Here is a 24,477-nt window from a genome sequence, read left to right as displayed (position 1 = left end):
CGCATTCTCCCTCCGCTTGTTCTGTGTAATAACAAACGACAGTCGATTGTCTCATCAAATCTTCTGTCTTTCTCTCAAGTTGTTTTCTCCCCGTATACTAAAAATCAAGCGACAAATTTCAGTCCGACATATCGATTTCTGCCTTTTTTACGAACCCAGCATATTTGTGCCGTTCGTCCTGCTAGTTCTCGTTCGTTTGTAGATACTTTTACCAACTGGTCCACCCGAAGACTCCGGTTAAGCCGTACGCTACAACCTGCCTCACTGTAATCCAGTACGGTCATTTCTACTGTTTGGCCATCAATGTTTAATTGTCCAGGAAGAGAGACATTTTTGCGGATGGATTGACGATGAAAGCTTGGATCCTCCCTTTTTGTCCGGCGAAGGAACCGGTACATCGCCGTTGTTAAGAGGGCCTTGTCATAATACTTTTCAATCTCTGCATTGACTGGCTCACTGAACAATACACGAATCGTTTCGGCATATTGATCAAGATCCGGATCGATAAATGAAACACCCATTAACAGCTTCCCGTTCTTCTCGTTAATCCATTCCTTTTTTACTGCTAGGCCTTCGACTCCGGCAAAATCGATCACAAAGCTCTGTTCCTTAGATAAATGCTCTTCAAGGGAAAGCGCATCTAACTCAATACGAGCACCACTTTCACTAATATTTAAAATGTTGAACGAGACAGAGGTCTCACTTCCATGAAGAACCCCTTGTAGATCAACGGAAAAGCGCTCTGAGTTCCGATGACGCGGGCGTTCAAACGTAAGAAAGATCGCTAGAATAATAGCTGCTGCGTTATAAAGCACCCAGAAAATATTAATATATAGTACATCCGGGTTAACCGAGTACCTGTCTGGATACACGTAGTAAAGACCCACTTTTACCAAAGCGACAAGAGTGAGTGCCGCTAGAAGCAAGTACGGAATGCTTGTAACCCAAAGAAAACGTCTTTGATTCGTTTGAACACCTTTTCTTGTCACGTTAAATTTAAATTTCTTCTTGAGAAAAATCTCTGATAGTACGGAGATCGCCATATAGGGCGTCATCGCCACTTCATAGACATGACTCCAAAGCACCGTTCGCTTTTTATTGGCAAGGGACTTAAACATCAGCTGTGACGAAATAAAAGCTGGTACCCAGAACCATAATAGCTGGGTGAAGGCGACGTCCAAGCTATAAATATTAAAAACAAGGAACAACAATGGCGCAAGTAGAAACACCATCTTATAAATGCCAAAGAACCAGTAATGAATGCCGTCCATGTACAGAAGCTTCTGCATAAAGCTTAATCCCTTCATCTTTAACGGATTAAACTTACGGATAACCTGAATGTTCCCACGGCACCAGCGATCGCGTTGCTTCAACAGATCAGCATACGTTTCAGGTGACAGACCGACAGCCAATGTTTCATTAATAAAGGCTGTTTTCCGGTTATCTGATTGTAGTAGCATACCCGTTGCCATATCTTCAGTAATGACACCTGTAGCAAAACCACCTACTTCATCAAGGGCTGTTCTGCGAAACAATGCATTACTTCCCACGTACATCGTGGCATTGAACCGGTCTTTTCCTTCTTCTAGCTGACGCATAAAGAAGTCTTGTTCATTAGTAATCTGGTCTTCAAAAAACAAGTTGTACTGAAACGGATCATCATTATAGAACACTTGCGGGGCCTGAACAAACACCATTTCCGGATCAGTAAACTGTCCGAGTGTCCGTTCTAAGAAATTGGCTTGAGGTACCATGTCCGCATCCATTGTCACAACAATTTCCCCGTTTGTTTTGGTAAGCGCGTGATTAAGGTTTCCCGCTTTGGCGTGGCTATTATCTTTCCGATCAATATAGCCAATTCCAAATTCCTCACAAAGCTCACGGACGCTCGCTCTTCTTCCGTCATCACACACATAAATCGAGACTAGATTCTTTGGATAACGGATGAGTGTACACGCAGCAATCGTTCGTTTTAATAGATCCTCAGATTCGTTATACGTAGCAATAAAGATATCTACGGTTGGTAGATTCTCAAATTCAGATAACGGAATATGCTTCCGCTTAAATGGTTTCCACGAAATCACACTAAAGACAATCGACTGAAGAAACCCAGCAACCTCAGTTAGTAAAAGCAAAACACCCGCAATGATGCTAATCGTGTTCATTGTTGGTAGCGTATAAACGGCACGCCAGCCAAGATAGATTGCATTAATGGCTAAAAAGAGTGCGATGAGCACCTGCTTAGACCAGTTATATTTTCTTGATAATATGTAAAAGACTATGAGTACTGCACTGGAAACAATTAACCATGCATATAACGTCACTTCCATCTCTAGCAATTCCCCCTCATAAAGACATATGTCTATTTCACTAGAATATGGATTCATACTATTATCTGGTGACTAAAAAATCAATATAAAATTCACCACAAAATACCGACTTTCACCTATTTTTATCTGGTATCGCTTACATTAGGCTTTATGTAAAATTAATTGTTGAAAGGGGTCGTGTGATCGACTAAACTGATTTCAGTTCAAATAAAGGATGTGGTTAACTTGGAGAAAGAACAGAAATTAAAGCGTACGCTTACGCTGGTTCCGCTTATTGTAATCGGACTAGCCTATATGGATCCGCTTGTTGTATTTGATTCTTATGGAATCGTTGCTCAATTAACGCAAGGACACGTGGCTGCTGCCTACATTTTTACGATTGTAGCACTTTTACTCACCGCATACAGCTACGGAAAAATGGTACAGGCGTATCCAAAAGCGGGCTCAGCGTATACGTATGCGCAGAAAAGCATTCACCCTCATGCCGGCTTCATTGCGGGATGGACCTTATTACTCGATTATCTCTTTTTACCTATGGTGAACTTTGCCATTGGAGCGGCTTATCTAGACGCAGCCTTTCCGTCCGTTCCTCCATTTATATGGGTTTTGATTTTAGCGTTTAGTATTACGATCATTAATGTGTTTGGAATTAAACTAACGGCAAACATCACAGCTATTTTCGTGACCTTTCAAGTGATTGTTGCTCTTGTGTTTGTTGGTTTCATTATTAAAGGTCTCACAGCAGGACTTGGTACAGGAGAGTTACTCTCACCCGTCCCTTTTTACAGTTCTTCACTTGATATGTCACTTATTTTTACGGGAGCATCCATCCTTTGCTTTTCCTTCCTTGGATTTGATGCGATCTCGACCATGTCAGAGGAAACGATCAATCCAAAGAAGAATATCCCCCGTGCCATCTTTTTAGTCGTTCTGATCGGTGGGGTTCTTTTTACCGTAACATCTTATTTTCTGCATCAGGTTTATCCTAACTTTCAAAACTACGCGAATGCAGAAGCTGTCTCTCTTGAAATCGCTGGGTATATCGGCGGAAGCTTCATGCACTCATTATTCTTAGCGGGGACGATGGTTGCGGTTATCTCTTCTTCTCTATCCTCTCATGCAAGTGCATCAAGGCTGTTATTTGCAATGGGGCGAGACGATTCCCTACCAAGACGGTTCTTTGGGTATGTGCATCCTAAGCTTAAGACGCCATTATTTAACGTTTTATTTGTAGGTGCCATTTCAACAACGGCTATCTTTGGTGAGCTTGAGATTATCTATTCCTTCATTAGCTTTGGCGCATTGATCGGCTTTACAAGTGTAAATGCGTCTGTGATTGCACATTATTATATCCGCGGTCAGAATCGAAGCTTCACTCAGACCCTGCGCTACTTAATTGTTCCAGGAGCAGGTGCTGCATTCTGTATCTGGCTACTCGGCAGCATTAGTACAAATGCATTAATCATTGGATCTGCATGGCTTTTACTTGGATTGATTTACTTTATTATTAAAATTCGCCGCAACCCAAATTTTGTGTTGAATTTACAGGAACGATGAGAAAACAGGCTGGGACTTAACATTAATATGGGTAGCTAAACACGAACATAGAAATATATCCGCTACAGGAGAATCCTTCGCTTTCCACGGGAACGGCCTCAGCCCCTTTCGCGGAAAGGACGCCGCTACAGTGTCTTCACCGCGTTCTGTTCCGTAGGAGTCTCAGGTTCTCCTTCCGCTTGTTCAAATAAAATCACGAATGGCGAATGATTATGCAATTGAATCATTCGCCATTTTTCTATTGGTTTTTAGTTATGTTCCAGTCTCTTTTTTCTGCCATGATTTTCATAGAACGTTCAATAGGAATCTCACCTCATATGCGTTACAATAAGTGGAGTTTCGACATCTTCCGTGTAAAGGAGTTTCATAGAATGAAAGGAACAGTAGGCGTACTTCTTTCGTGGAGCTTCATTCTCATTCTTATCTCTCTTTTTTTAGTTATCCTCTATCAAGAGAAGCAGTTAGAAGGCCCACACGAAGCCTTTGCTAAACAAAAGAATGAAGCAGCTGAACCAACAACAGACCTTCATCCGACGGTTGCTGATAAAGTGAACCAATTAGTTGAACAAGCTGAAGAACTGAATATCCAAGTAGTCATTACTGACGACTTTCGCTCAATAGAAGAACAAAATTCCCTATATGATCGTGGTAGAGACGCCAATGGTCAGGTCGTTACAAATGCAAGAGGTGGAGAGTCCTACCACAATTACGGCCTTGCCGTTGACTTTGCCCTCCGTACAAATGATGGAGATGTCATATGGGATATGAACTATGACGGGAATAATAACGGAAAAGCGGATTGGCTGGAAGTCGTGGATTTGGCGAAGGCACTTGGCTTTACCTGGGGTGGAGACTGGTCACGCTTTAAAGATTATCCTCATCTTCAAATGGACTTTGGGTATTCCATTAACGACCTTCAGAATGGGTATTACCCTCCACATGAGTAGAGAGCTTTCTTCATTTTGAGAGCTCTTTTTTTAATGCAGTAATCGTCTGACTTAAATCTCCACGTAGTGTTAAAGTAAACAAAGAATCCATCATTGTCCGCTCTCCATTTAATAAAGCAGCTGGTAACCCACGTTCGTAAACCGCATATTCAGGTAACAGGTTAAATGGACTTACCTGAAGCGATGTGCCCAGTGTCAGAATGAAATCACTTGAATCAATGACCTGCTCTGCCTCACTATGCTTTAAAATTCGATCTCCAAACAAGACGATATCTGGTCGGACGATGGTCTGGCAGCTTTCGTTGTCACATCTCGGGATCTCTTCTTCAACAATTTGCGCAGCCGACTTTTTTGATCCACAAGCAGGACAAGTGGCGGTCCGCAGAGACCCGTGGTATTCAATCACAGAAGAGCTTCGCGCCGCTTGATGAAGCCCGTCCACATTTTGAGTCACCACATACACTTGTTTTTCTTTCTCAAGCTCCTTCAGAAACGTATGAACCAAATTTGGCTTGTAACTCTGCATGAGCTTTATGTGAAAGATTTCCTTATACCGTTTCCAGAAATCAACGGGATCCCGTGAAAAATAACGAGTGGACATATAATATTCCCTTGAACGGTCCTCAGTCCACACACCGCTTGCAGACCGGAAATCAGGAATACCACTGGCAGTGGATACACCAGCTCCTGTCAAGACTGTAATGGCCGATGCTTTTTTGATGAATGCAGCTATTTGTGATACGTCCGACATAGTGGTCCCTCCTATAGAAAACGAATGATTTCCTTATTATATTAAAACAAAAATAAGCTCATATTTCTCTTGTGAAGAGTCTTACTTTTTATGACCTTATCATATTTCCCAACCTCTTTAAAAATTAAATCAAAATACTGCATGCCTAATTCAGAAGGAGGTTAGACCTATCAAATAACCATACAGACACTAGCTTTTCTTAATTTTCCAGTAAGACGATTCATAAGACCGTTTTCACCTAATTATTCCAATATATTTCTTGAACATAAAGGAATAGCTTGCTACAATCGCCTTACATAAGAGATAAGACCTAGTCGCTGACCTTGTTTTTCCCAACAGAAAAACAACATTATCCTCTCCATCAACACGGATTTTGTTTTATAATGAAAACTATAGACATGGGTTGGTGAATCATGGAATTTGGACCAATAATCAAATACTACCGGTTAAAAAGTGGAATTACCCAGGCAGAACTAGCAGATGGTATCTGCTCAATCCCTCACCTATCCAAAATCGAGAACAACGCCTACAGTGTCAACAAAGAAACGGCAGCCATGCTAATGGAACGCCTAGGACTTGATATAAATGATGAGGTTGAGAGGTACGGGGTACTTTCGGAGCAGTTGGAAGAGTTTTCAGATGCAATCTATTATTACGATAAAGAGCGGTCTGACGAACTATGTAAACAGATTGAAAGTGAAGAAAGTTATTATAATCGTACTAATCTCGTAAATCTTTATCATATTAATTTGGGTAGATACTACTTACAAAAGAATAAGAATGATCTAGGTAATGAGCATATTAAAGTTATTGAGAGAAACCGATCAAATCTTACTCCTTTAGAGGATTTACTGTTCCAAAATTTAATTGGTGTTTATCTTGCAGTAGAGGGGAAATACCATGAAGCAATAGAACATTTCCTGAAACTTAAAGCAAATAGTAATAATGTTACCGTACTCGAAATATCGTACAATCTTGCTCTCAACTTCACTAAGTTAGGTCAATACGAAAAATCTATACCTTATGCACAAGAAGCTTTAAGATTATTCAAAGATCGTAATAATTACATCCGAATAATCCATATTCAAATGATTTTAGCAGTTAACTATGAGAATATGCATCTGTTTGCAGAGTCTAAATCTATTTATAGTACTCTCTTAAGAAATGCTCGACTCTTAAATCAAACTGACATCTATCATAAATTACTTCACAACTACTCATTATTATTAAAAACGAACAAAAAGTACGCAAAAGCTAGTGAATATCTTAAAAAGTGCATTGAATATTATAAGAGCCTTCCTGATAGTCAAAGTAAGTACGATGATATGCTTATTTCTTTAACTTCTTTAGTCGAAGTTCTTATTGAAATGAAAATAGAGGATTCAGAGTTACAGATTTACATAGAGGAAATTGATTCTTATATATCTAAATGTTCCTCGAAAATTTATAAACTCCAAGCTAAAAAATTGAAGTATAGTATCTTTGAGAAAGAAAAATATTATTCTTTTCTTGAGAAAGAATATATACACTATTTTCAAAAAAATGATATGTATAGCTATTCCAAACCAGCATTATTGGAGTTAGCAGAATGGCATAGTAATAACAACCGTCATACCTTATCAAATAATTTTTATAAGTTGTACATTCAACTATATTAAGGAGGTGTTAAAAATTGAAAAAAGTTCTTTTAACTAGCTCACTACTAGTAGTTGCTATATTAGCACTTCAAACAGATGTTACACAATTTAATTTAGCATCTTTTGAAACACTTTCTGGTCCCTATCTACCTCCTGTAGCAAAACCAATCTAATGAACAACGATTGAGAAAAAGCACCTCTACGGTTATCAATTTAACCTAGAGGTGCTTTTTCTTTATACTCTCCCTTACCTACCCACTGCCGCCTCTGCATTCACCAATCCACTACCAAAGTATTCTTGGTTTCCAAGTGGTGTGGCTGATGCTTGTAGTGTTTCGCGAATCTCTGTAGCCGTTGCGGATGGGTTTGCTGCTTGTACGAGTGCGGCAACTCCTGCTACGTGTGGAGAGGCCATTGAGGTTCCACTAAGCTCTGCATATTGTCCACCTGGGTACGTGCTCAAGGTGTCGACGCCAGGTGCGGCGATGTTGTTCTCAGGTCCAAAGCTTGAGAAGCTGGCTTTGTTATTTTCTGAATCAACTGCTGCGACAGAAACGACATTCTCATAAGCTGCGGGGAATCCAATTCCTCGTGTTCCTGAATTTCCTGCTGCTGCAATGAGAAGTGTGCCTTGCTCTTCAGCGTAGTCCACCGCTTGTTCAAGTACCGGAGAACCGATTGGACCGCCTAAGCTGAGATTGGCAATATCAATGTCCTGGTTAGCTGCCCACTCAATGCCTGCTGCAATATCGCTTGTATAGCCGTCTCCAAATTGATCCAGCACCTTCACGGCATAAAGGTCTGCCTCTGGAGCAACACCTAGAACTCCAACTGAATTATCAAGCGCAGCCACGGTCCCGGCTACGTGTGTTCCATGCCCATTTAAGTCTTCATAAGAAGGCTCTGAGCTGACAAAGCTTTCCCCGCCTACGATATTTAAATCCTCATGTTGCGCAATCCCTGTATCGATGACAGCTACGGATACACCTGAACCAACGTTCCCTGCTTCATGCACGGCTGGTGCATTGACCTGCGGAATCCCGTATGGAATCTCTTGCATTGTGCTCATCTTGACGTCTTTTTCTACATATTCGATAGAGGCTTCTGCTTCGAGTGCTTCTGCCTCCTCTTCTGTTAATTCTGCATTAATAATGGGTAAATTCTCGTATTCTCTTAAAATATCTACGTCTACTTGGTTTTCAGATGTTTCTGCTTGGGTCGAGAATGTATTCGCATCGGCTTCTTCTTTAAATCCGATTAGATACCTTTCCTTCACATCTTCCGCCCCTGCAATTGCCGGTATTGCTGATAGGGTAACCACTAATGATAGACCAACCGTCCATTTGCGTGCTTGAAACTGCATGAAATCCCTCCTAGATGATTTACCAGAATGTTCTGGCTTGGTACAACCCTAGCAAACATTCTCTACCATGAACATTGGGAAAATACAGGGAGGTTTTTTAATTGAACGATTGAGCTCTCATTCTCTAAGCTGAATGTATTCGTCAATAGACCTAGTTCTTCGGTATCGATCTCATGACTTATCTATGATTCATTGCGGGTGCAATATATGGTAAAATAACGAAATAAAACAGTATAGTGGGAGATAGAATATGAACGAATCTTCGCAAAGTAAACTTGTTGTAGCAGGTTTACTACTAGGGATATTCATGGCAGCCATCGACAACACCATTGTCGCTACAGCAATGGGAACGATTGTGTCTGATCTTGGCAGCTATGAAAAATTTGTATGGGTAACGGCAGGCTATATGGTTGCAGTGATGGCCGGTATGCCGATCTATGGTAAATTATCTGACATGTACGGTCGTAAACGCTTTTTTCTTTTTGGGTTACTCGCTTTTCTCATTGGATCTGTTCTCTGTGGAACAACTACAAGTATGGAACAGCTCATTGCCTATCGAGTGGTTCAAGGGATTGGTGGCGGAGCCTTAATGCCAATTGCTTTCACTATTATCTTTGATTTGTTCCCACCTGAAAAACGAGGAAAAATGACTGGATTATTTGGTGCTGTCTTTGGATTATCAAGTGTTCTCGGGCCATTGCTCGGTGCGTTTATTACAGATGCGTTAAGCTGGCACTGGGTGTTTTATATTAACATCCCAATTGGTGCTGTTGCTTTCTTCCTTATTCTTCGGAACTATCATGAAGAACGAAACACGATTAAGCAAAAAATTGACTGGCTTGGTGCTTCGACATTGGTCATCGCCATCGTCTGTTTGATGTTTGCGCTTGAGTTAGGCGGGAAGTCATTCGCCTGGAGTTCTGCACCAATCATCGGTTTATTTGTCGGGTTTGCGGTCATGTTTACTGCTTTCTTTTTTGCCGAGCGAAAAGCATCCGAACCTATTATTTCGTTCTGGATGTTTAAGAACAGATTATTTGCCACCTCGCAAATTCTAGCTTTCTTATATGGTGGTACGTTTATCATCCTGGCTGTGTTTGTTCCTATCTATGTTCAAGCCGTATACGGAGGTTCAGCCACAAGTGCTGGATTTGTGCTTATGCCGATGATGCTTGGATCGGTTGCAGGAAGCATGGTTGGTGGTATGCTTCAAACGAAGGTTACTTTCAGACGATTAATGGCTGTATCCGTTGCTTTTTTCTTTATTGGAATGTTCCTTTTATCAGGAATGTCTGTTGAAACATCGAGAATTGCTTTAAGCGCCTATATTGCACTTGTTGGGTTTGGCGTCGGGTTCTCCTTTTCATTGCTGCCTGCCGCATCAATCAATGGAATCTCCCCTCGTCATCGTGGATCTGCCAACTCCACCAACTCATTCCTACGTTCATTCGGGATGACAGTGGGCGTTACAATCTATGGAACGATTCAAACAAGTATATTTGCATCAAGAATTAGTGAGTCAAGCGTTGGATCAGACTCTATGAACGAACCAGGTGATATCCAACAAATCTTCCAGCCAGAAACAAGAGGCAGTATTTCACCTGAACTGTTAACACAGCTTACTGAGGCCATGTCTGATTCTGTTACCTTTGTGTTCACACTGGCTCTCATTCCCATTGCGATCGCTGCAGTTACGGTGGCATTTATGGGAAATGAACGTGTATTGACTTCTAAGGAAATGAAAGAGAATGCAAATTAACCAAAGGAACTAATTAAGCATCGGGTGATTCTACCAAGAATCATCCGATGCTTTTTGTTGGATTAAATGTCTCATCCCCTTAAGGTTTTGTAAAAAAGATGAATTAATCTCTATTAATATGGGTAAAGAACAGGTAGTAGATTAAAAGGAGGGTATAAAAGTGACACTTTATGATTTTTTCAAATCCAATGCAGAGTCCATTACTGATGCTTGGTACGCTAGCTTGGATAAGCATAAAGGCGGGGTTTACGGGACAGAGGATCCCGATGAAATTGCTACATTAAAAGAACAGAATTTACGGTTCCATCGTATTTTTATTGAGCTTTTTAATGATGAAAGTGTTTTAGAGGATGAGACATTTAAACAATGGCTTGATGAAGTAACTTCGGATGAAGCACATCTTAATACCCTTCTACCTGAGGTGGTAGAGGAATTTTTAGAAAACCAGCAAATCTATTTGGATTACCTACATACATATTTTCAACATCACAGTGATGACTTTAACTTTAACGATTATCAATCATACATACAAAAAGTCACAGATACCTTTCAACGTGTCGTTGTGCTTTACAGCAAAAAAAACCAGGAAAAGTCAAAGCAGTTTATTTTGGCTCAAACGAATTTGATTAATGAATTGAGTTCACCTGTCATTCAACTAAACCATCATATTTCTTTGCTGCCTCTAGTTGGTGAAATAAATACTGAACGGGCAAAAGTCATTGTCTCAAATACGATAAAGTTTTGTGCAGAGTATGAAGTCGGTTGTTTATTAATTGATCTATCTGGAGTTTCTCACATCGATACCATGGTCGCCAGTCAGTTATCAGAGCTTATTCAAGGTCTTACGCTAATCGGCACACGTACCTCCTTGTCAGGGATTCGCCCGGAGATCGCACAAACAGCGGTTCAGCTCGGCATTAAGTTTACTGGGTTTAACATCTACCCATCCATCGCTCAGGCATTAGCAAACCTTGATTTTAGAACGATCGATGTGTAGCTCCATACCTTCTAAATGAGAGGAAATGCTAGAGGACACCATCATTATCCGGCTTTTCATGATATAGTAGGGTTAAAATAATTTTAACCGAGGTGATTCTGTGCATACTCCAGATTCTCGGGCTCGCTCAGATTGGTCATCATTAAATGGTGTTCAAACTGTAACGATTAGTCCACTTGAGAACACAATTGATCGAGATATCCGTATTCCAGGAAGTAAAAGCTTCACAAATCGCGCCCTCATTATTGCTGCAATGGCGAAAGGTCCTTCCAAGCTTTCAGGTATTTTACGTAGTGATGATTCCTATTGGTGCATTGATACACTAAACAAACTGGGGATTCAAACAAAAGTAGAGGGCGACACGATTGAGATTGAAGGGTGCGCAGGTGATTGGCCAGTAAAAGAAGCTGACCTTTATATCGGGGCAGCTGGGACCACTGCTAGATTTCTTCCAGGTACACTTGCTGCCGCAAAAAGTGGAGAATGGTTTGTTGAAGCAAGTGAACGCATGAGCCAAAGACCTGTTGCATTACTGCTTGAAGGTCTTCGTACATTAGGTGCATCGATTGAATCAGAGGGCTATTACCCACTAAAAGTGAAAGGCCAAGGCCTTAAAGGTGGTCCTGTCACAATCTCTGGTGCACAATCGAGCCAATTTATTAGTGGATTACTGATTGCTAGTCCTTATGCTGAGAACGAAGTCACTGTGACGATTCCAGATCACATTGTTCAACATGCTTATGTAAAGATTACGATTGACCTAATGGAACGTTTTGGCGCAAAGGTTGAAGCAAATGATGAGCTAACAACAATGGTCATCCCTCCTGCCGCATATAATGGTCAAACACTTGATCTAGAAGCAGATGCTTCAACAGCAAGTTATTTTTTCGCTTTAGCTGCTTTAACAAATAGCCGCATTAAAGTAACAAACCTGACGATGGACACAAATCAGCCTGATATCTTTATGGTTGATCTATATGAGAAGATGGGTTGTACCGTAACACGTGGCGAGGACTTTATTGAAGTGCAAGGAACGGATCAGCTTCAGGGCAATTTGGATATCAGTATGAAGGAAATGTCTGATCAGACATTAACGATTGCTGCCCTTGCCCCGTTCGCAACAGGTCCGATTACGTTAAGAGATGTTGAGCATATCCGTCATCATGAATCTGACCGCATTTCAGCTATTTGCGCAGAGTTAACGAAGCTCGGCATAAAAGTTGAAGAATTTAAGGACGGGCTAACGATCTATCCAGGAACACCAAAAGCCGCTGTTCTTGATTCATACGATGATCACCGAGTAGCCATGTCCCTCTCCTTAATTGGACTAAAGGTTCCAGGCATTACGATTAACGATCCCGGCTGTGTATCCAAAACATGTCCAACATACTTTGAGTTATTAAAGGATCTTGGTGTGTCTGTTCAGTTTGATTAATCTCTATAGAGGCTGAAACAAAACTAAAATTAAAAAAGACGGCGAATGATTCAATTGTAGAATCGTTCGCCGTTCTTTTTTTACAAAACAAGCGGAAGGAGAACCCGAGACTCCTGTGGATAAGTACGTGGTGAAGACACTGTAGCGGCGCCCTTACCGCGAAAGGGGCTGAGGCCGTACCCCATAGCCGTCAAGTTAAGTAAAATCGGTTTAACTATAGACGATTCTTCGTTAGGATGGGGGTTTAACCAGTCCTAGGGAGGGATCGTTTGTGTCTTTAAAAGAGGAGTTCAGTACGTTTGCGAAAACCGTGTTGGACGTTTTATCTGTACCGAACCTTCGCCAATCTGCCCGAGATGTTGGGTTTGTACAGCGTCTAAAGAAATTAAAACCTGAGGATTTCCTAAGTATTTGTTCCTTTCTTCCTCAACCCGTCGGTGCGACAGAGTTAACACAGCTTTGCGGGGCTCTTTCACGTGAATCCAATACCCACCTTTCCAAACAAGCCTTACATCAACGCTTCGATGAAAAAGGAGCGGCTTTTTTGAAGCATGTGTTTTTTCAATTGGCGGCCAAACAAGAGTTGATGGCCATGCCACCTCTTCCTGAGACCCCGTTTTCTCGGATCCGCATCTTAGATGCGACTTCATTTGAACGACCAAAGAAAGATGGTACTTCTTCAGATGGAGCGAAAATTCATTTAGAGTATGAGCTATATGAGGGGAAATTTTTGCATACCTTACTTTCCGGTTCAAGAGAAAGTGACCATCACGCCGCCTATGCATTAGCCGATACGATTCAACCAGGTGATTTGATCATCCGTGATCTCGGCTACTTTTCTGGCGACCATTTGAAACAAATCGATCGTGCAGGCGCTTCTTATATCACGCGGACGCCGGCCAATATGACCTATTGGACTAGAGATGATCAAGGGGAACGAATCCAAATCAAACCAGAAGAAGATGCGAAGCAGCTAGAACCGGGAGCGATCAAAGATTATGGGGTCATCCAATTAGGGGTCAAAGGAAAGAACACCCTTCAAACCCGTGTCATCGTGCAACGATTGACAGAGGATCAACAAAACAAGAGGAAAGCCGGTTTACGAAAAAGAAGACGGAAAGGGGGTCATACCCAATCCGCCGACAAAAAGGATCATACCCAAATCCTTGCCACTAACCTAACACAGGAAGAAATGGATGTGCAAGCATTGTATCCGATGTATTCCTTACGCTGGCAAGTCGAGATTCTTTTCAAAACGTGGAAATCCCTTTTCGCCATTGATCACGTGCGCGCGATGAATCCAGATCGGTTTCTCTGCCACATGTATGGGAAACTTATACACATTCTGCTTTCCTCGATGGTGGCGTTTCAATGCCGGTTCTATCTTCATCAAAAGCACCACCTCGAAGGCAGTGAATACAAGTGTATCCATCATGCCAAAAGGGCTATAGAAGAGTCAAAAGGATACGCTCTCTATCATCGTTCTTCATTAGAAGACGTTCTAGAAAATATCTACGAGAGCATTTACCGACATGGACGAAAAGACCATCGCCACCGCCATCAAAGTCCCTATGACATCTTACAGATCGCCTATGAAACACATGCGCGTGTGGAGTAAAACGGTAGAATCCGGTGCAAAAAAAAATAGAAAAAGAGCCAATCTACCCATACGTACCCTGATGGAAAATACTAGATCCACTACAAGAGAAAGGATGAGCTCTTTCTTTTTCCTTTCTTAACTTGACGGCTATGGGCCGTACCCACGGAAAGCGAGGGATTCTCCTGTAGCGGGTAATGTGCTATGTTAGTGTTTTAATATTCGCATTGATGTTATGTCTTATCATCTTTCTTTGTATAGATGGTAAACTAAACAGTATCAATTGCGTAGGAGGTAAGAGAACCGATGATTATCAGAAAGCAAGATAAGAGGTTTGACTGTATCCGTCAGCATGACCACGCCTATATTTCAGGTGAAATTGCAAAACACTGGATCGAACCTGTGTCAACGTCTGCACTGACAGGCATCTATGAGCACGATCGCGCTTGGATTCCTCTCGATGAGAAGGTACGCGCCGCAAATGATCAACAAATGCCATATGACTTTATTTCCTTCCCTATTGAATGGAAGCTTGAGGCTTATACAAGAGGCGTAGATGAAGTCGAGGTTCATTCTCCGTATTCGGCTTTCTTATGTAGTAAACATTATTGTTCCTTTTTCTCAGGTTCCATTACGTCAGAGCCGGGTGTAGCTGCATTTTTGGCACATGAGGAGAAAAGGCAACAATCGATTTTAGATGCTCTTGAAGTTTGTCCCAGTGTAAACGAACGCTCACAGGACTTTACCCTGCTTCAATTCTGTGATGATCTCTCTCTTTACATTTGCATGAACCCACCAGGCATCCCAAAATCTGAGGAAGTATCGTGGTTTAAAAATGGGTTCGCTCAATCATTTTCGTTTGCACCAAAGGGAATCCAAGCTGAGTGGAAAAATGAAAGCGAGATCACATTAGATCCTTTTCCATTTAAAGATTCACTCACTCTCACGTTTTCTGTGTATGAGTTACCTACCGATACTTGGGTAAAAGCGGAACAAGACATTCCACTGGATGCATTGTCTCATCACACGCAAACCGTCACATTAGTTCCCCCTGCCGTTTTATAAGAAAGCTGTGAGTCTTAGCAAGAAAGAAAACCTTATAGTAAGGAAAAATGAGGTTTTATCATGGAACTCAGGCGTCTTATTAAGATCGAACAGCTGTTAACAAGAACCAGGCAGGACATATCAAGGACGATGCAATTCATACCAAGAACCACCCCTTCATATCAAGAACAACTCAACCTCAAGTAAGAACCCACATGCCTTAACCAAGAACCAATACAAAAAACCAAGTGGTCATCAGCCGACGACCACTTGGTTGCTTAAGTACTTTGCTATGAGTTGATTGACAATCTCCGGTTGCTCATGACTGACCCAATGTGTCGCTTCACCAACAAAAGTAAGGGTACCATCCTCGCAATGTTCAATGCTCTTTTTCGCAAGCTTTTTTGATAAGAATGGATCATTGATTCCCCAGATCATCCTAGTTGGAACCGTCACTTTTTCAGGATGAGCGAACCCCTCTGGCAGTCCTGCTCGAATGGCGCGATACCAGTTTAACATAGCCGTCATTGCCCCAGGCTGCGACCACGCTTCTTTGTACTTTTCCAGATCCTCCCTGGTGAACGCATCACCCTTACTTGCAGAGAACTTGATTCCTTTAGCCATTCCTTCATATTGATCTGCAGACAGTAGCTTCTCTGGCCATTCAGGTAGCTGAAAAAAAGCCATATACGAGCTTCGTAACCATTGCAATGGTATCGTTAGCATTGCTTTTGGCATAATGGCCGGATGTGGAATGTTGATTGGGATGAGTGTTTCCACATATTCTGGACGTGTAGATGCTAGGTGCCAGGCAACGGCTCCACCCCAGTCGTGGCCAATCACGTGTGCCTTCTCACGGTTATACAGCTTGATGAGTCCGATCACATCATCTCTTAATGTATCAAGCGTATATTGTTCAATTCCTTCAGGCTTTTGACTTTTGTTAAAGCCTCGTTGATCTGGTACCAGAACACGGTAGCCTGCTTCAGCCAATGGTTTAATTTGATTTCGCCATCCATACCAGAACTCAGGAAACCCGTGTAACAACACGACAAGTGGGCCATTTCTTGGTCCTGCAGTTACTGCATGTAGCGTAATTCCGTTTGTCTTAACCAGTTGAAATTCCAATTCAGTTTCATTCAATCTGAATCACTCCTCTCACAGGCTTGTCCAATACTCAGTGCTCTTCCCTTTCAATCATTCGCTAAAACGTCCTTACTTTCCTTTTAGAGAAAATAATAAGTCCCGGTCAATCTTAGGTACAAGTCCTTCATAAGCAGCTCGAGTTAATAAAGCTTCGATCGCATGGTACCCATCATCTCCAAGATTCTGAGAGAATTCATTTACGTAAAGATTGATATGCTGATTGGCCACATCCTCACTCATCTCTTGTGCATGAGCCATTACATAGTCTTTTGCCGCCTTAGGGTGCTCAAACGCATACTCCACAGATGCTCGAATCCATCTTGTTAATTGCTCTGTGTCCTGTCCACGTCTTGCGATAATGGCACCAAGAGGAATCGGTAATCCCGTATCTTCTTCCCACCATTCGCCCATATCAGCAACAACACTCAGGCCATAATTCTGAAACGTGAATCGTGCCTCATGGATCACGAGCCCTGCATCAATAGTTCCTGCTTGAACAGCTGGCATAATTTCATCAAACGGCATAACAACAATCTCGCCAACTCCACCAGGAACGTTGTCCGCCGCCCATAATCGGAACAATAAATAAGCAGTTGAACGTTCACTTGGCACAGCTACGCGTTTACCAGATAGAGAAGCTGGGTTTTGATCCCCTTTTGTTAACACAAGAGGCCCGCATCCTCTTCCAAGTGCACCTCCGCATGGAATTAATTCATAATCCTCCAACACCCAAGGCAGCGCTGCAAATGAAATCTTCATCACCTCGGGGCCAGTACGATCTGCAGCCAATGTATTCGTAATATCAATATCAGCAAACGTTACATTTAGTTCAGGTGCACCAGGAATCAACCCGTGTGCTAACGCATGGAAAACAAATGTATCATTTGGACAAGGGGAAAATGCTATATTCATGAAAAGACCTCCGTTAATGCACGTCCAACACGTTCAAGTGCTTGTAGTGCTTCTTTTATCTTCCAGGCTTCACGGTTCCGTGGACCAATTTCGTTTGAAATGGCACGAACCTCCAGCACCGGAACTCCTGCTAACTCAGCTGCCGTTGCCACGCCGTGACCTTCCATCGCCTCTGCGGCAGCATGTGGAAAACGTTGTTGTAATTCGCTTGTTGTTTCACTCGTACCTGTTACAGTTGCAAGTGTTAAGATGGGAGCCAAGGTCACGGTTTCACCCATTTCACTAAGCTTCTGTTCAAGATCAGACGAAAAGGGTTGTGCCGTTTGAATAGCTGCTTGTCCCAAGCCTAACTCATCAACGGGCATAAAGCCTTCTTCTGATTCAGAACCGAGATCAGCTACTACTACTTCATTTGCAACAACAATAGAAGTCACAGGAGCTAACTCTTTAAATCCACCTGCAATTCCCGCGTTTATCACATAATGATATGGATGAGTTGCTAGCTCAGTTGCTGTACGCGCAGCCGCTTTAGCCGGTCCCACTCCGGTGAGTGCCACCTTAAATCGTTCAGAACCGTTTAATCCACGTTCTAAAGCTTCCTTCTCTGCTTCAACACTCGTCATAATTAGAATGTCAGGTAAACCCTTCTTATTTTGTTCAGCCATCTATCATTACTCCTTTATTTATCCCAGCAATAACCTCTTCTAGTGTATCGCTTCTTTTAGCCTAATTGCCACTAAATTGATTATGATAAAGAAACAGTTGACAGTTCTCCTGTTCGGATATATGATTTAAATAACTTCATACGGTTTCTTCCAAAGGGGAGTAGCGTCAAGTTTACTTTAAACTTGAAACAAAGTCGTCATTTCGTGGGCTAACGTCCGCCGGCTTTGTTGGCATAGATACATAATGCTCAGCAAGACCTTTGCCAATTACATGGCAGAGGTCTTTTTTCTATTCATTAACCTCTGTTGTGTAGTGGCTCGGTAGAAGCACATCAGAGAGGAGATTATAATATGGATGTGGCCCTACTCTTAGAATACAGTTGGGTTTTACTTGTTTTAATTGCGTTAGAAGGTGTTTTGTCAGCAGACAATGCCTTAGTTCTTGCGATTATGGTTAAGCATTTGCCAGAGGAAGAACGGAAAAAAGCGTTACTTTATGGTTTAGCAGGTGCGTTTGTTTTCCGCTTTGCTTCTTTGTTCTTGATCTCGTTGCTTGTGGATGTTTGGCAAATTCAAGCAATCGGTGCCCTTTACCTATTGTTCATCGCACTGAACCACCTTTTCCGAAAGCATGTGGTTAATAAGCATGGCGGGGCTGATAAGAAAGCGAAAAAGGATCGCAAAAAAGGTGGCTTCTGGCCAACAGTTATTAAAGTTGAACTAGCTGATATTGCTTTTGCTGTTGATTCTATTCTAGCCGCTGTTGCTCTTGCTATGGCACTTACTCCAACCGGCCTTGGTAATGTTGGAAGCTTAGATGTTGGTCAATTCGCTGTTGTCTTTATTGGTGGTCTTGTTGGACTATTGATCATGAGATTTGCAGCAACGAAGTTTGTTGTTCTCTTAGAAAAACGACCTGGTCTTGAAAGTGCAGCCTTTATCATTGTAGGTTGGGTAGGCGTTAAGCTTGTTGTGACCGTACTTGCTCATCCAGAGCTTGCGATCATTGACTCACACTTCCCTCACTCTACAGGTTGGAAAGTATTCTTCTATAGCGTACTTGTGTTGATTGTTCTTGCTGGATGGTTTCTTTCAAAAGAAAAAAGCGCAGAAGAAGTGGAAGAAAAGAAAAAACAGATTAAAGAGAATTTGTAAGACATATATAGCTGTTTCCTCAACATGAGGAAGCAGCTTTTTTTGTCACTCCCACTCAACATGAATGAATTCCTTTTGTTTAGGGCAATTTACTATAAGAATTCTTGCAGAGAGGAGTGAATAATCCATGCGAAAACATCCAAGAAGACTTAAACCCACATTAAATCAGGAGCGTGACCCTGCACCGATTAGGGCAACAGGTAATCTCGATAGTGATCTTGAGTCCTTTAAACGAGTTTTTAATCACCCTGGAGACCTCGCTACTCGACCTTTTGTCTTTCATAAAAAGAAAGGATTAGTTATTTACTTTGAATCATTAATTGATAACAACCTTTTGGAAGAGTCATTTTTCACTCCCCTATCTGAAGAAAGATTTGACGATCGGTACTCTTTAGCGGATATGATCACAGCTCCAAAAAAAGTTGTAAGTGGTGAAATCGCGGAGCAATCAGTCCTATTAACAAAAGGGTATGCGGCCATTCTGTTAGAAGACGATACAGAAATAATCTTTGTAGAGACAGGTTTATACTTTGACCGCAGCGTGGAAGAACCAACTAATGAAAAGATTGTTCGAGGTTCCCATGAAGGATTAGTTGAGAATCTATTTATCAACTTAAACTTGATACGCCGAAGAGCGCAAACACCAGAATTCACAGTGAAGAAAACGACGGTAGGCGATAAACTAAAACGTGATACAGCTATTTTATATATGAATGATCTTGCTGACTCTGAAACGGTAGATCTCATTACCCAACGGATTAATGACATTTCATCAGATCTTGTTCTTTCTCCAGGCTTTATTGCTGAATACATACAAGATGACTCTATCACACCATTTCCACAGGTGTTATTTACAGAACGAACAGATCGAATCATCTCGCATTTACTGGAAGGTCGTATTGTTGTCTTAACAGATGGCAGTCCTTCTGCTTTAATTGCTCCGATATCAATCTTTGCTTTTTTTCAATCACCAGACGATTATAATATTCATTTTATCTTAGGTTCATTTTATCGATTCATTCGGTTTCTTAGTGTAGCTCTAGCAGTCACACTCCCTGCTCTTTACATTTCTGTGGTTGCCTTTAATTATGAAATACTACCAAACCCTTTAATCCTGCCAATTAAAAACTCTCTGGGTAATATTCCATACCCCCCTTTGATTGAAGCATTAATTATGGAATTTACCATTGAATTAATTCGTGAGGCTGGGGTGCGTCTTCCGTCACCAATCGGGCAAACCATTGGTATTGTAGGTGGACTTGTTATTGGGGAAGCTGTTGTAAACGCTGGACTCGTGTCCAATATGGTTATTATCGTGGTTGCACTTACAGCCATCGCATCATTTGTGATCCCTTCAACAGAGATGAACTCAGTGATCCGTGTTCTCAGGTTCCCTTTTATGTTCTTGGCTTCAATATTTGGAATCCTAGGTGTAACTCTTGCATCCATGCTTCTTATGATTCATCTTTGTAAGCTCACGTCATTTGGGCGCCCATATTTATCTCCTATTGCTCCTTTCCGCTTGAAGGACTTAAAGGATACATTTGTTCGAATGCCAGTTTGGTTACTCAACACAAGACCACTGGCAGTAAAACCAAAAGAACTTAAACAACAAGGCTATTCATGGTGGTGGAAGCGTGAAAAAAAACAATAGTATCACACTTGTCCAGTTTTACTGGTTTTTTGTTCAGATACAAATTGCTATCAGTGTATTAATCCTTCCATACAGTATCTACAAAGTGGCTGGAACGGATGGTTGGATCTCTATGGTACTCGCAGGAATCGTTACGCAGATACTGATATTTGTTATTTGGTATCTAGGAAAGAGATACCCTTCCATGACATTTTTTGAACTGCTTGAAGCCCTGCTCGGTAAGTACGTAGGAAAATGTTTATCCATCTTATACATCACATACTTCTTATCACTAACTACCATTGTGTTAATCTTTTTTAACTTTTTAATTTCTGTGTGGGTTTTAAACAAGACACCAGATATTGTAAAAATTCCGTTGTTTGCTTTTGGATGTTTTTATTTACTTCATAGTGATTTGCGTGTTATAGCCAGATTTCTAACAATTGTTGGTCCCGTCGTCCTACTGGTCCCTTTTCTAGCTTGTTATGCATTCTTTGATTCTGAACCTCTTTATCTGCTTCCTGTCTTTAGCTCTAATTTTTTGGACATTTCCCAAGGCGTGTTGACAGGATCCTTAGCGATGCAAGGTTTTTTAATTTTAAGTATTTTGTATCCGTATATTGAGGGGTCGGATAAAGAAAAGTTATTATCAGCTACATATGCAAATATTATGGTGACGGCGATCTATACGTTCACCATCATTGCTTCTTTTGTTTACTTCAGTCCAGGGCAGTTTCTCATTTTGCCAGAACCTCTTTTATACATGGTCAAGACCATTTCTCTTGTAGTAATTGAGAGGATCGATTTAATTTTTATAGCTATCTGGTCCGTCACTGTTCTAGCTACAATTGTTGGTTATTTATACATTATCTCAACTGGTATGGCTACCGTCTTTCAAAAATCGAGTAGCAACCGCTTATGGTTTGATCTACTCTCATGTGTAATTATCACAGTGTTTGCGTTAATTCCACAAAACCTTTTAACCCTTCGAAATTTACTCGCCTACATTGATCGCATCGGAGTGATCTTTGTTGTTGTGATCCCGATTCTGTTACTTCTGTTTGCTATGTTGTTTAAAAGGAGGGAATCAACATGATGCAAAAGCGTACCCTATTCATCGTGATTCTCTCTTTCTTTTTCTTAACAGGATGCTGGGATGAGCAGTTGCTTAAAGACGTGGCACTTATTAATAGCCAAGCGATTGATTACGATTCCGATAATGATACCATCAAATTAACGATTGCTCTTGTAAGTGGAAACTCAAATGAGAAGGTACCGACTAATACGACGATTGTTTCAGCGGAGGGGAAATCAACACGCGATGGCCGAACGGAATTAGATAAAAAGGTTGGAAGTGAATTATTTGCTTCGAAGAACCAAGTGACAATGTTCAGTCGAGAACTCGCAGAAAAAGATATCTATGCTGCACTAGACGGTAATTATCGTTCTCCTCTGAGTGCATTAACGGCTCGTCTCGCTGTGATAGAAGGAGAAGCAGAATCGATCCTTCATGCAGAAACAGAAAATAAACCGTTAATCAGTGATTATTTACGTGACCTTTTAATTAGCGCAGAAGATACCGGTGCCATCCCTTCCGTTAATCTTCAGAACACACTAACAACCCTCTATGATGATGGACAGGATATTGTGATGCCACGATTAAAAACAGTCGAGCAAAAAGCAGGAGCTAAAATTATCGGAACAGCTTTATTTAGTGATCGTCAAATGACAGGTGAATTAGATTCTGAGGAGTCGATCATATTACTTTTACTAGCTAATAATAAACAAGGAGCTCATCGAATGACTCGTAAAGTTCAAACAGATGAAGTGGATCCTTTATATGACTATGTGACGGTTGATGTAGAGAAAATGAAGCGGAATTTAAAAGTATCGAAAAACGAGCTCGGAAATTTTGAAGTTCAAGTTGATCTTGTTTTAAAAATGAATGCAAACGAATATCCGGGTGATGATTTGTACAAAAAGGATGTCATTAAAAGATTAAATACACAACTGTCAGAAGAATTTACAAAGGAAGCCAATATTGTACTCGATAAGATCAAAAAAGCCAATTGCGATTATTTAGCAATAGGCCGCCAGGTAAATGCATTTTATTACTCGGATTGGAAAAATATGAAGTGGAAAGATGTGTACCCAAGCATTGAAATGAAGGCAAATGTTGATGTTGAGATTATCTATCATGGGATTATTAACTAGCTTTTCGCAAGCAAAAAAGACAACACATATGAGGATTTCTTATGTGTTGTCTTTCTATGTCTTCGCCTAATTATTGAACCTCTACATGCAAAGCATTTGGTTTAACCCAGCCTAAGCGTTTGATCAACGTATATAGAGTGAGCGAGATACAAATTGGAACGACCACACCCATTAGTAGGAAGATGGAAAGTCCGGTCCAGCCTTGAGTAGACAATAAGCTTAATGGAGCAATCAATGAATTCATACCTAACCCGGCAAGCTCATACGACGCTTCAAACTGAAACAGAATCGTCGCAATTGGAGCACAGATGATGGATGACACAAATGTTGGAATCACCAATCTCGGATTTTTTACCAAGTTAGGAAATTGAACTTTCGGTGTCACTAAGGACTGTGCCAAGAATCCGCCTAAATCATTTTGTCTAAGCGACATTGCTGTAAATCCAGCAAACTGAGCGGTACATCCAATTAGTGCCGCTGCACTTGAAACGGGATCCATCTGTAAGGCAATGGCTAGAGCTGCTGATGAAGCTGGAGTCATGAGTAACACACTCCAAGCAAGAGCAATAACCATTGAAGCGAGGACAGGCGAGCCTTGAACAGAGCTAGTAATTTCAGCACTCATCGCTGTAAGTAAAGGTGTAGCAACTGCTGCAGCCGCAACACCTGTTATACCTCCTGCAAGGGTTGCAGCAAGAGGAATCGCCATAAGGTCTAGCTTTGTCTTTCCTGTCACTCTTTTTCCAACATAGGTTGCAACGAGCGCGGCGATCAACGCACTCACTGGCTGACCAGTGACCATGACCATACCCGATTCAGTTAACTGCATCGCCCCTCCACCAACCGTACTACAGATTAATGCACTATATATAACAAGCGTATTGCCTCCAAGTTGATAAGCGACTCCTGCTCCAATCGCCGGCGCAAGTAGAACTTTAGCGATACCGCCTATCGTTAGAAAAGCATCCCACCCTAAAAAGTTACCAAACGTTTCAAACAATAATCCAATAGCAAGCGTTACAAGAACTGCATTCGCAACTCCTGCAGATGCCTTATACATTCGATCAATCACATATTCCTTCACGACTACACTCCCCAACCTATCCTTCAAGCATTTTCTCTCTTTTACTAAAACGGTTTAAATCAATAAAGGATCATGATAAAAAATAACCGTTCCGAGCGTCCAAGAACAGATGATACTGCCTTATTTGTCTGTTTATTCAGTTATCATAGCACCAGGTAACAATGTTGTAAATCGTTTTTAGGCTTCCATTTTTATTAAAGCGTTACCATCTTTTGAATATAAAAAATACAGGATGAAAAATGGATTTCACC

Annotated in this window: 20 protein-coding genes; 13 read left to right on the top strand and 7 right to left on the bottom strand. The window is 41.4% G+C overall.

All coding sequences use genetic code 11. From position 1 onward, the window contains the following. Nucleotides 1-104: 104 nt before the first annotated feature. Nucleotides 105-2,330 (bottom strand): glycosyltransferase, encoded by a 2,226-nt coding sequence (locus tag NSQ54_02795; protein ID WYP27061.1) that lies wholly within the window; start codon nucleotides 2,328-2,330, stop codon nucleotides 105-107. Nucleotides 2,331-2,555: 225 nt separating this feature from the next. Here NSQ54_02795 and NSQ54_02790 point away from each other — a divergent pair, with 225 nt between their 5' ends. Continuing rightward, complete coding sequence (locus NSQ54_02790; protein WYP27060.1) at nucleotides 2,556-3,887, top strand: amino acid permease; 1,332 nt, start codon at nucleotides 2,556-2,558, stop codon at nucleotides 3,885-3,887. A 371-nt stretch (nucleotides 3,888-4,258) separates the two neighbouring features. Further along, nucleotides 4,259-4,834 (top strand): M15 family metallopeptidase, encoded by a 576-nt coding sequence (locus NSQ54_02785; GenBank protein WYP27059.1) that lies wholly within the window; start codon nucleotides 4,259-4,261, stop codon nucleotides 4,832-4,834. Between the two features lie 10 nt (nucleotides 4,835-4,844). Here NSQ54_02785 and NSQ54_02780 read toward each other — a convergent pair whose 3' ends face one another. Continuing rightward, a complete protein-coding gene (locus NSQ54_02780; protein ID WYP27058.1) occupies nucleotides 4,845-5,585 on the bottom strand; it encodes an NAD-dependent protein deacylase in 741 nt (246 codons plus the stop codon). A 413-nt stretch (nucleotides 5,586-5,998) separates the two neighbouring features. Here NSQ54_02780 and NSQ54_02775 point away from each other — a divergent pair, with 413 nt between their 5' ends. After that, nucleotides 5,999-7,243: a helix-turn-helix domain-containing protein gene (locus NSQ54_02775; GenBank protein WYP27057.1), complete on the top strand. Its 1,245-nt coding sequence runs from the start codon at nucleotides 5,999-6,001 to the stop codon at nucleotides 7,241-7,243. Nucleotides 7,244-7,257: 14 nt separating this feature from the next. Then, nucleotides 7,258-7,395, top strand: coding sequence for a hypothetical protein (locus NSQ54_02770; protein WYP27056.1), 138 nt, complete (start codon nucleotides 7,258-7,260; stop codon nucleotides 7,393-7,395). A 74-nt stretch (nucleotides 7,396-7,469) separates the two neighbouring features. Here NSQ54_02770 and NSQ54_02765 read toward each other — a convergent pair whose 3' ends face one another. Then, the gene (locus NSQ54_02765; GenBank protein WYP27055.1) at nucleotides 7,470-8,585 is read right to left on the bottom strand and encodes a S8 family peptidase; all 1,116 of its coding nucleotides are present in this window, start codon (nucleotides 8,583-8,585) and stop codon (nucleotides 7,470-7,472) included. A 250-nt stretch (nucleotides 8,586-8,835) separates the two neighbouring features. Between NSQ54_02765 and NSQ54_02760 the strand changes: the two genes are divergently transcribed. The 5 genes from NSQ54_02760 to NSQ54_02740 all read left to right on the top strand — a co-directional run bounded on the left by NSQ54_02760 (nucleotide 8,836) and on the right by NSQ54_02740 (nucleotide 15,438). Then, nucleotides 8,836-10,344 (top strand): MDR family MFS transporter, encoded by a 1,509-nt coding sequence (locus NSQ54_02760; GenBank protein ID WYP27054.1) that lies wholly within the window; start codon nucleotides 8,836-8,838, stop codon nucleotides 10,342-10,344. 160 nt (nucleotides 10,345-10,504) lie between these two features. Beyond that, nucleotides 10,505-11,341, top strand: a complete 837-nt coding sequence (locus NSQ54_02755) for an STAS domain-containing protein (GenBank protein ID WYP27053.1) — start codon at nucleotides 10,505-10,507, stop codon at nucleotides 11,339-11,341. Nucleotides 11,342-11,441: 100 nt separating this feature from the next. Next, a complete protein-coding gene (aroA, locus tag NSQ54_02750) occupies nucleotides 11,442-12,776 on the top strand; it encodes a 3-phosphoshikimate 1-carboxyvinyltransferase (GenBank protein ID WYP27052.1) in 1,335 nt (444 codons plus the stop codon). A 271-nt stretch (nucleotides 12,777-13,047) separates the two neighbouring features. Then, nucleotides 13,048-14,394: an IS4 family transposase gene (locus NSQ54_02745; GenBank protein WYP27051.1), complete on the top strand. Its 1,347-nt coding sequence runs from the start codon at nucleotides 13,048-13,050 to the stop codon at nucleotides 14,392-14,394. Nucleotides 14,395-14,679: 285 nt separating this feature from the next. Continuing rightward, nucleotides 14,680-15,438, top strand: a complete 759-nt coding sequence (locus NSQ54_02740) for a DUF3891 family protein (GenBank protein WYP27050.1) — start codon at nucleotides 14,680-14,682, stop codon at nucleotides 15,436-15,438. A 234-nt stretch (nucleotides 15,439-15,672) separates the two neighbouring features. On the opposite strand, the gene NSQ54_02735 is transcribed toward NSQ54_02740, so the two are convergent. The 3 genes from NSQ54_02735 to NSQ54_02725 form a co-directional block, all read right to left on the bottom strand. Then, nucleotides 15,673-16,560, bottom strand: coding sequence for an alpha/beta hydrolase (locus tag NSQ54_02735; protein ID WYP27049.1), 888 nt, complete (start codon nucleotides 16,558-16,560; stop codon nucleotides 15,673-15,675). A 72-nt stretch (nucleotides 16,561-16,632) separates the two neighbouring features. Then, nucleotides 16,633-17,475, bottom strand: coding sequence for a 1,4-dihydroxy-6-naphthoate synthase (locus NSQ54_02730; GenBank protein WYP27048.1), 843 nt, complete (start codon nucleotides 17,473-17,475; stop codon nucleotides 16,633-16,635). Further along, nucleotides 17,472-18,140: a futalosine hydrolase gene (locus NSQ54_02725; protein ID WYP27047.1), complete on the bottom strand. Its 669-nt coding sequence runs from the start codon at nucleotides 18,138-18,140 to the stop codon at nucleotides 17,472-17,474. Before NSQ54_02725 ends, NSQ54_02730 begins: the two co-directional genes overlap by 4 nt. A 351-nt stretch (nucleotides 18,141-18,491) precedes the next feature. Here NSQ54_02725 and NSQ54_02720 point away from each other — a divergent pair, with 351 nt between their 5' ends. From NSQ54_02720 to NSQ54_02705, 4 genes are all read left to right on the top strand, one after another. Further along, the gene (locus NSQ54_02720; protein ID WYP27046.1) at nucleotides 18,492-19,295 is read left to right on the top strand and encodes a TerC family protein; all 804 of its coding nucleotides are present in this window, start codon (nucleotides 18,492-18,494) and stop codon (nucleotides 19,293-19,295) included. A gap of 127 nt (nucleotides 19,296-19,422) precedes the next feature. Further along, nucleotides 19,423-20,949, top strand: coding sequence for a spore germination protein (locus NSQ54_02715; GenBank protein WYP27045.1), 1,527 nt, complete (start codon nucleotides 19,423-19,425; stop codon nucleotides 20,947-20,949). Then, entirely contained in the window at nucleotides 20,933-22,024 is a 1,092-nt protein-coding gene (locus tag NSQ54_02710; protein ID WYP27044.1) for an endospore germination permease, read from the top strand. Before NSQ54_02715 ends, NSQ54_02710 begins: the two co-directional genes overlap by 17 nt. After that, complete coding sequence (locus tag NSQ54_02705; GenBank protein WYP27043.1) at nucleotides 22,021-23,142, top strand: Ger(x)C family spore germination protein; 1,122 nt, start codon at nucleotides 22,021-22,023, stop codon at nucleotides 23,140-23,142. Before NSQ54_02710 ends, NSQ54_02705 begins: the two co-directional genes overlap by 4 nt. 70 nt (nucleotides 23,143-23,212) lie before the next feature. Here NSQ54_02705 and NSQ54_02700 read toward each other — a convergent pair whose 3' ends face one another. Further along, complete coding sequence (locus NSQ54_02700) at nucleotides 23,213-24,202, bottom strand: PTS sugar transporter subunit IIC (protein WYP28486.1); 990 nt, start codon at nucleotides 24,200-24,202, stop codon at nucleotides 23,213-23,215. Between the last annotated feature and the right edge of the window lie 275 nt (nucleotides 24,203-24,477).

It is taken from the genome of Alkalihalobacillus sp. FSL W8-0930, from assembly GCA_037965595.1.
GTDB lineage: Bacteria > Bacillota > Bacilli > Bacillales > Bacillaceae_D > Alkalicoccobacillus.
Note: the sequence above shows the minus strand (reverse complement) of the source record. Positions and strands in the feature narration are given on the sequence as shown.